Annotated in this window: 10 protein-coding genes and 2 pseudogenes; 4 read left to right on the top strand and 8 right to left on the bottom strand. The window is 56.7% G+C overall.

What is annotated here, in order from left to right:
- Nucleotides 1-824 precede the first annotated feature (824 nt).
- Nucleotides 825-1058 carry a hypothetical protein gene (locus CNO20_RS22370; protein ID WP_233204298.1) on the bottom strand — a complete coding sequence of 78 codons (234 nt, stop codon included), beginning with the start codon at nt 1056-1058 and terminating at the stop codon, nt 825-827.
- A 912-nt stretch (nt 1059-1970) separates the two neighbouring features.
- Between CNO20_RS22370 and CNO20_RS22365 the strand changes: the two genes are divergently transcribed.
- A complete protein-coding gene (locus CNO20_RS22365) occupies nt 1971-6590 on the top strand; it encodes a multicopper oxidase domain-containing protein (protein WP_143423338.1) in 4620 nt (1539 codons plus the stop codon).
- A gap of 295 nt (nt 6591-6885) precedes the next feature.
- Here the strand turns inward: CNO20_RS22365 and CNO20_RS22830 are convergent, their stop codons facing one another.
- The 5 genes from CNO20_RS22830 to CNO20_RS22345 form a co-directional block, all read right to left on the bottom strand.
- Nucleotides 6886-7695, bottom strand: a complete 810-nt coding sequence (locus CNO20_RS22830) for a helix-turn-helix transcriptional regulator (RefSeq protein ID WP_449405055.1) — start codon at nt 7693-7695, stop codon at nt 6886-6888.
- 130 nt (nt 7696-7825) lie between these two features.
- Nucleotides 7826-8314 (bottom strand): DoxX family protein, encoded by a 489-nt coding sequence (locus CNO20_RS22360; protein ID WP_101298419.1) that lies wholly within the window; start codon nt 8312-8314, stop codon nt 7826-7828.
- 821 nt (nt 8315-9135) lie between these two features.
- Nucleotides 9136-10278 (bottom strand): ATP-binding protein, encoded by a 1143-nt coding sequence (locus tag CNO20_RS22355; RefSeq protein ID WP_233204297.1) that lies wholly within the window; start codon nt 10276-10278, stop codon nt 9136-9138.
- 49 nt (nt 10279-10327) lie between these two features.
- Complete coding sequence (locus CNO20_RS22350) at nt 10328-10939, bottom strand: response regulator (protein ID WP_101298417.1); 612 nt, start codon at nt 10937-10939, stop codon at nt 10328-10330.
- Entirely contained in the window at nt 10932-11822 is an 891-nt protein-coding gene (locus tag CNO20_RS22345) for a helix-turn-helix transcriptional regulator (RefSeq protein ID WP_233204296.1), read from the bottom strand. Before CNO20_RS22345 ends, CNO20_RS22350 begins: the two co-directional genes overlap by 8 nt.
- A gap of 447 nt (nt 11823-12269) precedes the next feature.
- On the opposite strand from CNO20_RS22345, the gene CNO20_RS22340 reads away from it, so the two are divergent.
- Nucleotides 12270-12791 (top strand): DoxX family membrane protein, encoded by a 522-nt coding sequence (locus tag CNO20_RS22340; RefSeq protein ID WP_233204295.1) that lies wholly within the window; start codon nt 12270-12272, stop codon nt 12789-12791.
- A gap of 593 nt (nt 12792-13384) precedes the next feature.
- Complete coding sequence (locus CNO20_RS22335; RefSeq protein WP_143423336.1) at nt 13385-13996, top strand: twin-arginine translocation signal domain-containing protein; 612 nt, start codon at nt 13385-13387, stop codon at nt 13994-13996.
- Between the two features lie 132 nt (nt 13997-14128).
- On the opposite strand, the gene CNO20_RS22330 is transcribed toward CNO20_RS22335, so the two are convergent.
- Nucleotides 14129-14989, bottom strand: a complete 861-nt coding sequence (locus CNO20_RS22330; protein WP_101298416.1) for an IS5 family transposase — start codon at nt 14987-14989, stop codon at nt 14129-14131.
- Nucleotides 14990-15140: 151 nt separating this feature from the next.
- Here CNO20_RS22330 and tnpA point away from each other — a divergent pair.
- Nucleotides 15141-15389, top strand: a pseudogene (gene tnpA, locus CNO20_RS22325) (IS200/IS605 family transposase); the annotation flags it as partial.
- Between the two features lie 272 nt (nt 15390-15661).
- Here the strand turns inward: tnpA and CNO20_RS23610 are convergent.
- Nucleotides 15662-15838, bottom strand: a pseudogene (locus CNO20_RS23610) (transcriptional regulator TbsP domain-containing protein); the annotation flags it as partial.

Genomic DNA, 15838 nt, shown 5'->3' with positions numbered 1-15838 from the left:
CGACGATCGTGATAATAATCTACTAGATGACTTTCTCGAACTACCTATGAATATGATATAAGGAAGTGCGAAAATCGGACCGCTCTGAAAGTAACGTCATCTATCTCTTCGCTCGAGCCTCTAAACCCATCTACCGACGCCAATATCCGCGGCTCTTCTGAAGAAGGCGGTCACGGGAAGTCGGCAAATCGGGCGGTTGTCTAGCGATCTCGGGCACGTCGGGAGTGAATTAAAATCGATTTCGTTGATTCGGCTTCTCACCGGAGATCTATTCAGGACGAAATGAAGGAGATGAAAGACTGTGCGCTTCATTGTTGTTACTTGCTGCATAACTGGATTTGGCCGAGTTTTACTCCAGCCAACTTGAGTGTCGTGTGAGTCGTAAATACGTCGGAATGGACACACCCATCGTTCCATTGCTGGTGAAGCGAGGACGACGAACGGGCAGTGACTGAATTCGACGACGATACGCTTCCTTCTCCAGCGATACGTTTCATTCTCCAGCCGTATACGGTGGAGCGGCAGGGAGACGAGAGGCAGTGATCCAATTCGGACTCCCTCAAAACGCGTCGCGTTTCCGGTCGACAGCTGAAGCGCGAGGCTCTTGTGAACGCTGTTCCCCTCTCCGCGCTGCTTTGTTTACTCACTGGCGCAAGAGAACGTAGCACCCCGACTATCAGTGACGTCGGGGTGTTTCCGCTCTGAAATTGCCGCCCGCGGAGCGTGTGCTCGCTGCGGACGCTGAGGCGTCTCGAAAGGTGCAGTAGAACTAGAGAGAGCCGGTTTCAAACCATGAGCAACTGCCGTAGATCGGCGGGGGCAGCTCACTCCGGTACGTAGCCGAGCGATCTGAGCCTCTCTTCGACGTCAGTTTGGCTGACCGCCTCGAAATTCTCCTCTTCCGTCGCGTCCTCCACGCGCGAGAGGACCTCCTCCAAGACGAAGGTGACGTACTCGTCCACCGAACTGAATTCGCTCCGTGGGAGCCGGGCTTCGATGCGCGCGATCATCCGCGAAGAGAGTTCGACCGTCCCGAGTTTCGCTTCTGTTTGACTCATTGTCGCACCTGTTGATCACGTATTGATGTGCTATTGTTATTCTTTGATTACTTCGAAAAATGTCTGTACTCGACTTCTGCATGTTTCTCATAAAAATACTGTCTTCAAGAGGAAGAAAGCAAGCGGCGGCACGGAGAACAGACGCGCGTATACGACTATCTGCGTTGATTATGTGTCCTCTACCGTGCTATTACGGACCACTTGAATTTCAATCCGATTGGAGAACGTTCGGGCTGCATACGGTTACAAATAGAGTAACAACGCGCTCCCACACTCTGTTTTACTACTATCTTTCCGGCCTAAATGGAGCAGCGTAAATACGATGGATCAACGAATTCACCGCTTTTCCTGTTCGAGGGACTTCTGGGGCTGATGATCACAACCATTCGCTCTGACCATTACCTCGGTTAGTACGCATCGACAGGAACCTCTGAAACGCGCATTCGTCGGAGTCTGAGCAATTGATCAAACCTGACGCCACTCAGCGGCGTGCCCAGCTGATATATTTTCTCCTCAATTTTATCAATATTCAACATCATCTCCAATAGTATCGTGGCGGAATATTATCAATACAAATTACATTCTTTATTACGTGTTATTCACCCATCTGAGCCTGTGAATAGTAGGAATCGGCTTTCGACCTGTATCCACGAATTTACAAAGTGACACAAGGTTCGTTCGTTAATTGTGATCCCATAGACAGCAACTGAATCTCCTAATTCGGAGCTGAGAGACAGCTCATCACAACGCAATCAAACAATGACAACTGAAACCGACACAGCCGATACCGAACGCACGAACGAACCGACTCCGGTCACGTCACGTCGGAACTTCCTCAAAGGGAGCGGGCTACTGGCATCGTCCGCGATGCTTTACGGCGGCCACGGTGCGCTTCCCGAGGATGCCACCGGAGTGACGGACCGCGCTCGACAGGACCAGCAGACCGGCGAAGTCCGGGAGTTCACGATCCACGCCATCCCGGTCGACATCGTCTACAACAAGTACGGGCTGCATCAGCCTCCGGGAGCGATGTACGTCCTCGAGGAGAACCTCGAAGAGGCGCGCCGCGCCTCCGGCGTCGTCCCGGACGACGCGTACGCGCTCGTCGAAGACGGGAACGACGGCGACGAAGGCGCGGCTGACGGTGGCGAACAGAAGAAGAATGACGGCGCGTGCGGGTGCGACGTCAAGCACGACGACAAATCGAGCGGCGAGGACGACTGCCCCGACGAGGACGTCGACACGCGGATCATCGAGCCGCTGGTCATCCGCGCCAACGAGGGCGACACCGTCAAGATCTGCTTCAAGAACCACCTCGACCGTCACGCGTCCATCCACAACACGGCGTTGCCCTACCAGGTCGAAGACTCGGACGGGATGGCCGTCGGGTTCAACCCGGACACGACGGCGGCCCCCGGCGAGACCATCCACTACACGTGGCAGGCGGACAGCCAGGGGACGCACTTCTTCTTCGACGGCGCGAACCAGGCGTACGACAGCGCCGACGAACCGCCCGAAGAGGCGAATCTGTTCACCCGCGGGCTGTTCGGCGCGATCACGGTGCATCCGCCGGGGACCACCTACACGGATCCGCACACGGGCGAACCGCTCCGCAGCGGCCTCCAGGCGGACATCCACCCGCCGAATATCCCTGACTACCGCGAGGTCGTCGTCTTCTACCACACGCCGGAGGGGATCGAAACGGCCGACGGCGGACAGGTCACGTTCCCGAACAGCGACGAAGAGCAGACGACGCACGCGATCAACTACCGCGCGGACCCGACGGGCCAGCGCCTCCGCGAGGACTGCCCCGACTGCGATCGGGAGGCGAGCTTCTACAACTCGTGGGCTCACGGCGATCCCGGCGGCGGCGACAACGTCTACGAGGCCTACGTCGGCGACCCCGTGAAGTTCGCCGTCGTCGGCGCCTCCGCCGAGGAGAATCACGTCCACCACCTGCACAACCACCGGTGGTTCGAAGAGCGGCGGGTCGAAGATTCGGACACGATCGACTCCCAGACGATCGGCATGGGGTCGACCATCGAGGCGTTCATCGTCGCCGCGAACGGATCGGGTTCGGCCAGGCCGGACATGACGTTCGAGGAGGCGTTCGAAGTCGGCGCCGGCGGTGCGCACGGCAGCGCCGGAGATATGCTCTTCCACTGCCACCTCTTCCCGCACTACGGCGAAGGGATGTGGGGGATGATGCGCGTCCACGACAAGGAGCGCGACGATCTCGTCGAGCTCCCGAGCAACGAGCCGCCGATCTCCGAGGACTCGGACGTGCCCGGCTTCCCCGAGTTTATTCCGGGCGAAATCGGCGTCCTCCCGCCGTTCCCGCCTTACGAGGGCGTCCGCGAGCCGACGCCCGAAGAGGAGCAGGCGCTGACGCGGAAGGGGCCTATCGTCCCCGGCGCGCCGTACACCGACCCGTGCGAACCGGACGTCGACAACACGCAGTTCGGCGGCCCGGCTCCCGAGGACGGGGAGGTCCGCGAGTACACGATCGTCGGGCTTCCGGCGGACATCGTGTACAACGACGCGGGCCACCACGACCCCGAGGGCAAGGTGTACGTCCTCGAAGAGGACGCCGAGGCCGTGCGGAATGGCGAGATGAACCCCGAACCGCTGGTGATCCGCGCCAACGTCAACGACTGCGTCGACATCACGCTCAAAAACGAGATCCCCGGCGGGGACGGCAAGTCGAACCACATCCACTTCGTCTCCTACGACGTGCTCGGATCGGACTCGTTACAAACCGGGTATAACTACAGCCAGTACGCCGAGCCCGACGACGAGGCCCAGTTCCGCTGGTACGCCGACGAGGAGGGGACGATCTTCTTCCACGACCACATCACCGGCATCGACGACGTGATGAACGGGACGTTCTGTTCGCTCATCGTCGAACCGGAGGACTCCGAGTGGCTCGACCCGTACACAGGCGATCCGATCCGCAGCGGGACGCAGGCCATGATCAAGGATCCCAACGGCGAGGACTTCCGCGAGCAGGCGCTCCTGTTCCACGACTTCGCCCCGTTGGTCGACCGCGACGGCGAGTTCGTGAACCCGGACTTCGAGCACAACGTGAACGAGGGCGTGATGGCGATCAACTACCGCAACACGCCTTACTACATCCGCGAGGACCCGGATCCGGCGTACGTCCACAGTTCCCACGTCCACGGCGACCCGTCGACGCCGGTGTTCGAAGCCTATCCCGAGGATCCTATCCGCATCCGGCTCGTCCAGACCGCCTACGAGGAGCAGCACAACTTCCAAATCCATGGGATGCACTTCAATTCCACTCAGTTGGATTCGGAAGATGCTATCACCCAACAATTCGGTACCTCTGAGGCGTTCACGTTCCGAGCTCGGGAACAGAACCAAAATACGGTCCCAACCGGAGCTCCGCCGAATCAACGCACGACCGGCACCCCCGGACAGGGGAACTTCGAACGCATCGACAATCCCGATGGGCTTCCCATCCGTGATTACCTTTACGGCTCTGGAATCACGGATGACCTCTGGGACGGGATGTGGGGGCTTATCCGCATCTACGGCAAACAGGTCGACCACCTGCAACCGCTCCCCGACCAGCAGGCACCGGACGAGAAGATCACCCGGAAGCAGCTGAAGGATGCGGGGATTCCGGCGGCGTTCGACGACCGCGGGAAGATCGGCCAGAAAGCTCGCCTCCTCTACGACGAGGACGACGACCGCCGCTTCCCACCGGACAAGGATGCCCGCAAGAATCCCTCGATTACGGGAAGTCCCCCGCCGAAGGCGCCGTCGCCCGGCGATCCGTGTCCGGACAGCGACCAGGAACCCGATCGGGTGTACAACATCACGGCCTTCGAGACGACGATCCCGTACAACGACTACGGCGATCAGGACCCGCTCGGGGTTGTCTATGCACTCGATGAAAACGTTGAGGACATCAAAGCCGGCCGCTGCGAACCGGAGCCGCTATTGATCCGCGCGCACGGTGGTGACTGCATCGAGATCAACCTCACGAACGAACTTCCGGAGGATCGTCCCGAACACGCTCACCCGCAAATGCGGACGAACAAGCCCTGGGAGGAGTCCAACCGGATCTCGCTGCACCCTGTGCACATTCGCTTTGACGTGAATGCCTCCGACGGGGCGACCGTCGGCTTCAATTGGGACCAGACAGTCGAGCCTGGCGAGACGATTACCTACCGCTGGTTTGCCGAAGAGGACGATCAGACGAGTGTACTGTACGACATGGCCGATATCCGGAGCCATCGCCACCATGGTGCGTATGGTCGCCTTATCGTTGAACCCCCAGGAACTGTTTGGCTCGACTCCCGGACAGGAGAGCCGACCACTACCAGCTCTCAGGCGATCATCAAGAACCCGGACGGCCCGGACTTCCGCGAGTTCGCGCTCGCGTTCGCCGACGGGCAGTACATCGTCAACCCGAACACGGACACGTGCGTCGTCCCGGCCGGGTTCGACGAGGAAGAGGGTGATCCCGACGCGCCGTGCAACCAGAACGTCGGCGCCGAAGATCAGGGGTACGGGGCGATTAACTACCGCTCGGAACCGTTCATCCGCCGGTTCGACGAGAACCCGGAGCAGCACCTGGTCTATAGTTCAAAGGTCCACGGCGATCCGAACACGCCGGTCTTGAACGCGTTCTTGGACGACCCGGTTCAGCTGCGGGTCCACATGACCGCCGACAGGGCGCGGGGGCTCAGCTACCACGTCGCGGCCCACCAGTGGAATTTCTTCCGCGGCCTCCCCGAGTCCGACGACGTCGGCGTCGACGACCGTCTGACGCCCGGACAGGGGCTCGGGTTCAACCTCCTCGGCGGTGCGGGCGGACGGGCCGACAGCGTCGGCGACCACATCTACCAGGAGCTGAAAGAGCGCCGCCGGCTCGAATCCGGCATGTGGGGCATCTTCCGCGTCGGGGACGGTCCCGACGACTTCCAGGAACCCGTCCAGCCGCTCCCCGAGGTGGCGCGCAAGCGCAAGATCCGCCCGAAGGATCGCCGCGGCTGGGTCACCGCGTGCGGCGACGTCACCGGCGACGGAAAGGAGGACGTGGTCATCGCCGTGCCCGACAGCGTCCACGGCCCCTGCGGGGCGAGCGCGCTTTACGTGTTCCTCGGCCCGGTGAAGAAAAACGAGATCTGCGACCTCTCGGACGCCGATGTCCGCATGGTCGGCCACGTCGACTGTCACTGTCTCCACCTCGACGTCCACGTCGACGGGAAGCACGGCGTCGACACGGTCGATTCGCTCCTCACGCTACTGTCCGGCGGGGAGCTCGAACTCGAAAACTGCGAGGCCGCGCGCGAGGTGTTCTGCGACCTCGACTTGGACAAACTCCGTAAGGCCGAGAAGGCGCGCGTCGCCGTCTCGGGCGGTGGCAAGCGTGACGAACGGATGGTCGCGTTCGATGTCTCGATGAGCGGAGCCTCCGGCGAGGGACCGGGAGACCTGACCGTAACGCTCGGTGAGCGGACCCGGCTTACCGTCAAGGGGTGTCCCACCAAGGTCCGCTAACCGTCCTCCGACCTGGCCTGTTCTCTTTTGGTTTTCGGCCACGGCTTCAGTGATCTTTTTTGGTTGGAGAAACGCTGCTGAGAGTACTATTAGAAGTGACACTAACTGAAAAGAACTGTAACTAATCGATATTGAAAATATATAGTCTCTGTTATTAATTTATTAAGCATATTTAATTCATTATGTATACGGTTGGCGAAGAGAATATGGCATATTTAAAGAAGCTACCTCCTCCTGGTTTCGGCAGGTTAACGAACTGGGGAGTCGTTCAGATCGTAACACTTAAACTGAAATACTAGCTATCCCCACACAAAGACGTTGGTTCGACACGTCTTGTTTGAGATTGATATTGCTGCCAAGTGTGCTGTGCCCATTCGACTGCATCTGTGGACCCTGTGACGACTAGTCCTCGAATTCCACCATCAGGCTCATACACAACAAGCCCCATTTGCTCAGTCGGCCTCTCAACTAAGAGCAGCCCAAATGGGAGCGGCTCACCCATTTCCCACACTGTTAGAGCCCCTGAGTGAAGTGGTTCACAAAATTGCGTCGCATAATTCTCTGTTAGATAATTCAGAACAGGTGTCTCAGTCACGAGTTCAGCTGTTAACTTTTCCATCTTGAATTGGTTATTGAATAACGTAACATATTGAGGTCGTACAACAGGTGCAATTCCCTTTAAATGTGAAGCTTCCCGGATTAACTTCTCAACTTCATGTATCGGTCGGTTCGGATGATGATGTTCAGGGAGAATGACTTGACTGTCAGTTAATGCAGCGATGGTCATATCTAAATTTGCCGAAATTGGCCAGAGAAGTCGTGCTGGGGAACTAATACGTTCAATATTTGCCAACAACCGCTGGTACTCTTCAAAAATCAGGCGTCCAAGAATCGTTGGCCTATATCCGTTATCAGCCTGCATAATGAGACGGTGAGAAAGTAGTTCTCGAGTTGCTTTATAAGTTGTTGAGCGAGACACTTGCAGTTCCTCTTTAAGTTCCGGTTGGAACTTTGGACCCGCCAATAAGCATTCGACGAACTCTGCTCGCTGCATAACAACAGTAAGTAGCTCAGACGGACTAGCTTGATCGTTCTCCTCCGGCATAGTGCTCTATTCAGTGATGAGCCAGGTCCTTTGGATAAGCTTGTTCCCATTTTAACATGATTGTTTATCATTTATATCTTACCACACTAGTAATAATTAAAATCATTGTTCGATTTAAAAAGTACTTTGTCTATGCTTTAGTGTACTCCTCATGAGCCCGGCGGCGGGTTTTGGGAAGTAGTTCGTGGCCGAAGATGGCACGTTCGAGCGAGAGAGCTCCTGGTCCACTAAGAATTAAAGCGATCGCGAGCAGGAGAAGCGCGAGGGGAAATTCGTAGCCGCCATTATCAACAGCGAACCCATTCGGGATGTGTACAAGCCAGATTGCCACTGCCATGTCAGTTGCAACGAGAGCGGCCATGTACCGAGTGAAGAGCCCCGCGAGAATGAATAACCCTCCAACTAGCTCAACCAGTGCAACTATCCAAGCGAAGAGCTCTGGCGCAGGTACACCAAGCTGTGCGAGGAAGCCAGCGAATCCACTAATACCTCCGGTCGATTTCGGTCCAATACCGAAAACCTTGCCTGCTCCCGCAACAATGAAAATGATACCTAACCCTAATCGCATGAATACTGGGCTCCACTGAGTGTACATCCTCTCTGATGTTTGTGTTTCCATTACAGAATCACCATATCATTATTGTCATCTAAAATATTAAATGTTACTCAGAAGACCTCTAGTAACCTGTCTTTTCGCAAGGCGAGAATCCCGCCGTTTACGGCGGGCGTGACTACTCCCACGACTGAAGTCGTGGGCTTTCTCCTTGATTTCGTAACTACTCTAAATCGGTTCCCGGACGGCAGTCAAGCCAGAGAGAGCCCGAGGAAGAACAGTATGCCGCCTCGATGACTTCGCCGGCGTATCGTCGACCGTCTTGAAGCGTGGCCACGAGATCAGCACCTAAAAGAGACTCCGTCGAGAGATGCGAAGAGTCACCAGGAAGAGACAGAGTAACATGCGTACCGGCGTCAGCTAACGTTCCAGACCCTAGAGTATGTGTGGCTACTCTAGAAGAGTCCCAGAGCACTACCTCTGTCACTTTGTGAGACCTCTGGGTTAGGGGGTTGACAGTCATTCCGAACCTACGCGTGTGTCTCTCTCGCATGCTGAGATAGCGCTTGATATACGATTACATAGATGCTTCGAATTCACTTCGCGGGGTAAATTCATCACAACTGGTCTCCACTCTGTGACGAATACAGCGCACAAGACGGTTGATGGCTGTAATATCAAGCTGATGAGAGCGCAATGAGGGTCCTTACATCAGAACGGGAATATAAGTGGTGGAATTCGATCATAGAGATCTGCGCCCGTCTTACAATTGCGCTTCTGGCAGCTACAATAGCCACTATCTCGGAGCTCTGACGGGTGAAATCTCCGTCCATACGAGATGCATCTTGTCATTCGCGAATATCGGCTTTCGTCTCCGCTCATAGGGCTTAAACCGCATCCCTATCGCCTTTCGTCGATCTTCTAGTGGCTGCCCAGGCTAAGTGAGGTTTCGCTCTTGAGTCAATTTCACCAACACTTGTTGGTTTGATGAATTCAATGTGAACTCGAGTGCCCGTCGGCTTGTTATCTTCAACGCGAATAACCCCTCTGTATCGTTCGATAAGTGCATTCGCAATTTTGAGCCCAACACCGTGGCTCGCCGCGTAGGTGTTCGCCCCTTCGACGACGAATACTCGTTCTTTTAATTGCTCAGGAAATCCTGGACCGTTGTCAGCGATGGTTACCCTGACTCTGTCTGCGGCATCATCGACGGATATGCGAACGACTGGTTTGGCGGCGTCGTTGTGCTGTACTGCGTTCAAGAGGATATTCTCGAAGACCTCCGAAAGGAGATCATCGGCGATAACGTGGACGTCTGGTGGGACATCCGCGACTACAGTTACCTCACCGAAGGACAATCGGAGCTTTTCAAGTTCGCGTTCGAGGGTGCGTGAGAGATCGACGGTTCGTAATGCCGTGTCGCAACCATCAGAGACGATTCGCGTGAATGTCTTGACCTTTTGAACGAGCGTAACGATGTCCTCTCCACAGATCCTAATAGTCTCAAGATGTTTCTGTCCATCCGGCTGGACGTGGGGTCTTACTGAGTCGATTCGACCTAGGGCGACGTTCATTTCGTTCAAGACGTTGTGTCGGAGTAAGTGGTTCAGGAACGCTATCCGCTCGCGCTCCCTGGCGACGTTGCGCCGCTCTCGTGCCAATCGTTCCGCGCGGCGTCTACTCCGGACATCGTACACACCGATGAGAAAACCGCCGATTCCGCCCACGGTCACTGTGTTCATCGCCACAAACATTGCATGAGGGAACGGCAACCCGCGAATCAACTGGTGACTGATCACCCACGCCGTCACGAGCAGCATTCCTATCGTTCCGGCTGTGAACCATCCAAGAATCCGTCCGATGCCAGTACTGTCGAGTCCACTGCAGGAGAGCCAGTACCCGGCGTAGATCAGCGCAATCGCCAGCAGCAGCGGAAGCACTGCTTCGAGCATGACGCCAAGTGTCGTCTCCATCTCAAAGGCATGCCAGATCTCGACTAAGGCTAGAAGCAGTCCGAGTCCGCTTATCATTCCTGCCCCGAGGGTCTGTTCGAGACGGCTGCGCGACTCGTCGATTGAGTTACTCGGCGATGTAGTCATCCTCGGCTCCAGTACGGATTCGACGCGCTAGTCGCCGAAACACCGCGTCAGCGCTTTCCTGCATTGCTCGCTCCGCTCGTGCTCCGCGGAGGCGCTGTTCAAGTTCCGTGGCGTCTTGTGACAGTTTCCGATACTGCTCGTTAGATTCGAGCTCCGTCCGTGGCAGTTCGGCCTCTAGAACGGTTCGCTTTCCTGTCAGTGCATGGTACTCCCGGAGTTCCTCGTTGTCGGTCGACCTTACAAGCAGTGTCTCTACAACGTGATACAGGTCAGCCTCGAAGACAGGCTTGACGAGATAATCGTCGAATCCCATTTCGATGATGTCGATATCAGGTTCGACTGCGGTGACGACCGCCACTCGGCAGTCGAGACCCTGCGTTCGGATCCGACGGAGGACCTTTTCGCCAGGCACATCGGGCAGCAGCCGGTCAAGTAGTACGACATCGGTGCCCTCGCTCTCGCTGAGTCGGTCGAGAGCTTCCCTCCCATTATACGCGACCTCGACTGTGTACGTCTCCGCCAGCCACTCAGCATACATCTCTGCAAGTTGCGGCTCGTCCTCGACGATGAGGATCGTCGGATCGTCACCCATTATGTTCCCCCTGGTCAACGGATACCCTTGTCGAGTTCGCCCGGAACTGCTCCCAGGTGGATCGACCCCAGGTGACGGCGCGCTGCGAGTCGTTCGAGATGAGTCCTCGTAAATCACCGCGGTAGTCGTAGGCAAACATTGCGACCTGATTCGTCGGCTTCTCAGAGACGATGAGCCCGAAGGGAAGCCATTCGTTCGTCTCCCACACGACTAGATTTCCGGTTTCAAGCGCTTCTGTAAAGTCGTCACGATAGTCGGAAAGCAAACACTGAACCACAGGGCGACCGAGTACTAACTCCGCGCTAAGAGAGCCAGAGACGAGTTGTTCGCGGAATAACTCGATATAGCTCGGCAACACCACCGGCGACATTCCATGGACGATCGTCGACCGGTCAAGGATCCGTTCGAGCGTGCGCACTGGTCGGTGTGGTGCGTGTCGTTCGGCGTAGATGATTTTTGCGTCCCGAAGCAAATCGACGGAGACGCGGCTGTCCGATGACAACACCGAGAGAAGTCCTGCGGGCCGGCAGATGCTCTCAACGTCCGTACAGAACTGATCATACTGTTCGAGGAGCAGCCGGCCAATCAGGCTGAGGCGATACCCCTCGTCCGTCCGCTCTACCAGGTGAAGCTCCTCGAGCTCCCGGATCGCTTTGTACACGGTCGATCGGGAGACACCCAGATCAGACTGAAGCGCTGGTTTGTGCTTCGGCTCTATCGTTAGCTGAGCGAGAAAGTCGGCCCGACGCGACACGGCGTCGAGCACCTCCCAGGGGTCCGGGCTGTTTTCTCCTGAACCGATGCCCCACCGGGCCGGAACCGCTCGCCGTCCTGCAACGTCGGAATCACTTTGGAATCCAACGTCATCTTCGATTCCGTCCATCTGCCTGTAGGCTGCCGTTCGGAGGAAATAAGACTAATTGTTAAAGGTATATCGAATACTACATAACATAACCACACTTTTACGAAGAAGAAACTGTTGTCACGCTTGAGTCGACCGATTCTTTCAGACGGTTCGAATGCGCTATATCAACCAGCGAAACGATAATATAGTACGATTTGCCCACCGAAACTCGTCCGCCATGTCAACACGGGTCCGACCTCAGTCTAATCGTCTTTCCCGTGAAAGTAATAGAGTTACGAACGAGAGTTCAATTGTGACCTGACGATCGCCAAACTGAACGGTTCAGGCGATCGGGGCACACAGCTACGGCAGTCAAGAGGTACGTATGAGAGCCATCTATCCGACGCAGCATCCGACGAACTGGCGACGAACACAACCATTGACGGCACGACGCTCACTTATCGTCTCACTGAGGGGTAGGGAGCTATGACCGACGAAATATCGTCTACCGACATCGGATACGGTCTCCCCGGAGTGTCCAAGATGTCCTTCATGCGACTCGCCGTTCTTACCCTCCGTGTCGTTCTCGGCTGGGTGTTTTTCTACTCTGGCATTACGAAACTCTTCGATCCAAGTTGGACAGCATCTGGATACCTTCAGCATGCCGTGCCCGAGGCGAACCCGTTCGGCGGACTCTGGCCTGTCTTTGCCACCCTTCCGCTCGTCGACGTGCTGGTCCAATGGGGTCTTACGCTTACCGGCCTCGGCCTCCTCCTGGGCGCGTTCGTTCGATGGAACGCGTTCTGGGCGGCGTTCATGATGGTGATGTTCTGGGCCAGTAGTCTACCGCTCGAACACGCTATCTTCGTCGACGAACACATCGTTTACATTGCAGTGCTTATGGGCCTCGTCGCATTCGGCGCCGGCCGAATTGGCGGACTTGACCGGTACCTCGAGAACACGCCTCTGGTGCGGAACAATCCCTGGTTGCGGTATTTGCTCGGCTAGGGACCACGGTCCGATACCTTACGTCGAACTCGGATGGTTGAGACATACACCCAGGTCGTTCCTGTTGGCTCATCGTTCGGTCCGTCCAAGTTTGATCCCTCGCTCGTGCGGCCGTCGCTCCCGTGGAACAGCGGATTGGTCGTGAATCGTGTGGGGATTCCGAGAGAGCGTTGCGCGAGTAAACTACTCCGTTCTACTCGCTCCTTCCCGCCTTGCGGCGGTCGGTCACTCCTTGAATTGAGGCGGCGCGTCGGCCAACCGAAGCGTCGACTACCGTCGCACGAACAGGCCAATCATCCCCAGTACGAGATGGCTGATTCCCCACCACACGGAGTCACCCGGAAGGAACGCGAGAGCGAGAGTGACGATTCCCGAACTGACGAGCGCCTAGCCGACGGTCGTTCGGTAGGTCATACGACGAGTGGACGCCGCGCGCAGGTGAACCGCCTCGGACGACCATGAGGTGCTCAATGAGTGACACTCCTTGGCAACGCGAAAAGCAAAGCTTTTCGCTAGCTGGACGAATGCTGTTGTGGGTTCGTCAATCGTACCAGAATCATTAATCTCGTTCCATCTAGGTGTCTGCTAGTACTATGTCAGAAGATACTCCTGTTCATACAGAAGAGAATGTTCTTAACGTGCTCAACCGCCGTCGATTCCTCAAAGGAACAGCCGGTGTTGCTGCTAGTGTGGCTGCTATCCCTGCGCTTAGTGGTGTGGCAGCGGCGCATTTCCCGGTCGAGCTGGATATCGACGTCCAGCCCGAAAACGAAGACAACTTTATCGACCTCAATAAACACGGCCAGGTTTCGGTCATGGTCCACTCTTCAGAGTTCTTGAACTCGGACGGCGAGCGAGAGACGTTTGACCCGACCGAGAGGGATGTCAGATATCGCTTCGGCTCTCGAAGCGCACTCGACGATGGAGCGGGCGCCCGACCAGTTGACGACGGTGAGGTCACGACAACGACTACAGAGCACGGCGACCAAAAGCAGACAACTGAGGTCCTCACATTGTCCTTCCCGGTTGGAGAGACGGGGCTCGACAGCGGGGATGACACTGCCTGGCTCTACTGGGAACGCGACGAGTCTGGTGAACACGGCTACTCCGGTGTCGATACTGTCTCGGTATACGGTGGCAAACCGTCATTCGAGGACCTTCTAGAGCTTCTTCGGCGACTGTTGGGAATCCGAAACGGTCGCTGACCGCCCATTTGATTGGATGGCTCTCCTGTTAAACTTGCAGGCTAACTTAATGTCTATCTCTCACTGAAAAACTGAAACAAACGGTTGCCGTCTACTATATACATACTCTGGGCCCTATTTGAACGCGTGATTTCACGGGTGTGAGTCCTCGATGGCGCGTTCGATGTTGCGGACGGCGGATTTCATGACAAGTTCACGGAATTGCCCGAACCAGGTTCTCGACCAGAGCGTATCGCCGTATCTGCGTCGGAGCCCGAAAAACACCGATTCAGCGTTCGAGCGCTGGTGATACGCCCGATCCTTGATGAGCAAATTTCTCGCCCATCCCCACATCCCAGGATCTCGCCGCGGAATCAGCGGCGTGATACTTTCCGCACGCAACCTCGTGCGAAGCTCTTCCCAGTCGTAGCCCTTATCGGCAGCGACAGTCGCCAAATCGTCGAGATTCCGCACTAACACCTGCCAGCCGACTTGCGTATCGTGCGGTTGTTTCATTGAACAGTGTATATCGAAAATCGCACTGGTTTCACAATCGACGAGCAGCGTCGTCTTCACCGCCTCGAACGTGTAGTCCGTCCGTTTTGCGTAGTGCTGGCTGGCCTGGACGCGATCGACACCGGTTGCGTCGATCGCCTGCATATCACCGAGATCATACAGTTCAACGGACTGATCGAGGATCACTCGCCACCGCTTCATCGGAATCGCCTGCTTTCGCGTACACACCGTCGAGCAGTGTGGGATCGTTTCAGGCGTCAAGCCGAGTGATTCCGTCACTCTCGGCATCTCGTGGAGGACGTCCATCAGCTTCCGGTACGGATGGCCGAGATACTCTTTCAATCCCTGAACGGCGAGAATCACCCAGTCAGCGTAGCCTTCTTCTCCCGGACGGTAGGCCGGAGCTGGCGTACCAACGACGGCTTTTTGGGCGAGCGATACAACCTTCTCTGTGAAGCGGGAGGTCTTCGTGTGCACAACGAACTCGTCCCGCTTCACTTCCTAGTAAATTTGGTATTTTCCCCGAGCTACTAGCACGGCGATACGAGTTCGATCGACTCTACACTGCTAACGTTTGAGCGTCTAAACAAGGCCGAACCCCTTTATTCGGCACGTTGTTTGTATCCGCTGCTGAGGGTTTCAACAGAGCCTGTCACTCCACATCTCACCTGACTACGTACACTTGTTCCTGCCCGCCCATTCGAAGCACGCGCCGAGCGAGATTGTGTGAGCGGTCAAGAATATCACGGCGTGAGAGACGTGGGAACAGCACAAACCGTTCTTGGAGGACTACTTGCGGCGTGGCGGATTTTGAGAGGAATCGTACTACGTCGGAACAGCGGGCGATGTTTCGACTGACACAATTGAGCGGTATATCGAGCGAACGGAACACGTTTAGCGGAGCGTACGGCCTTCACCTCGGGTCAAGTGGTTCGAGACGCCATCGGCGTCTCGTCATCACAGAAATCGAAAATTTCCGTATAACCCTGAGACACTCGGTCCCCTCCGCCTGTAAAAGTGGCGGCCGACCGGTTTTCGACCTCCCAGCGAAGTCCGGGGGTGAATGCAGTCCCTCCGTTCTCCGTATTCGTCCGCTCTCCGTTCCGCCCGATTCTCCTCTCCGTCCACTCCCCCGCGAAAGAGGCAGTCGCCCGACGGTCCGGGCGTCCGTCACTGGAGGAAGCTCTGGGCGACACCCGCGAGGTCGCCGGCGTCGGCCCGCCGGAGGCGGTCGTCGCCGAGTTTGAGCCGGAGGCGGGGGCGGCCGACGTCGATGGGGACCTTTTCGGTGTCGATGAGGCCCATGTCTTCGAGGCGGGTTTTGGTGCGCGAGAAGGTGGCCTTGCT

It is taken from the genome of Halegenticoccus soli (assembly GCF_002844195.1).
Taxonomy (GTDB): domain Archaea; phylum Halobacteriota; class Halobacteria; order Halobacteriales; family Haloferacaceae; genus Halegenticoccus; species Halegenticoccus soli.
Note: the sequence above shows the minus strand (reverse complement) of the source record. Positions and strands in the feature narration are given on the sequence as shown.

Coding starts and splice junctions, on each gene's coding strand:
- CNO20_RS22370 (WP_233204298.1), bottom strand. CDS start 1,058: ATGAGTCAAACAGAAGCGAAACTCGGGACGGTCGAACTCTCTTCGCGG.
- CNO20_RS22830 (WP_449405055.1), bottom strand. CDS start 7,695: ATGCCGGAGGAGAACGATCAAGCTAGTCCGTCTGAGCTACTTACTGTT.
- CNO20_RS22360 (WP_101298419.1), bottom strand. CDS start 8,314: ATGGAAACACAAACATCAGAGAGGATGTACACTCAGTGGAGCCCAGTA.
- CNO20_RS22355 (WP_233204297.1), bottom strand. CDS start 10,278: ATGATAAGCGGACTCGGACTGCTTCTAGCCTTAGTCGAGATCTGGCAT.
- CNO20_RS22350 (WP_101298417.1), bottom strand. CDS start 10,939: ATGGGTGACGATCCGACGATCCTCATCGTCGAGGACGAGCCGCAACTT.
- CNO20_RS22345 (WP_233204296.1), bottom strand. CDS start 11,822: ATGGACGGAATCGAAGATGACGTTGGATTCCAAAGTGATTCCGACGTT.
- CNO20_RS22340 (WP_233204295.1), top strand. CDS start 12,270: ATGACCGACGAAATATCGTCTACCGACATCGGATACGGTCTCCCCGGA.
- CNO20_RS22335 (WP_143423336.1), top strand. CDS start 13,385: ATGTCAGAAGATACTCCTGTTCATACAGAAGAGAATGTTCTTAACGTG.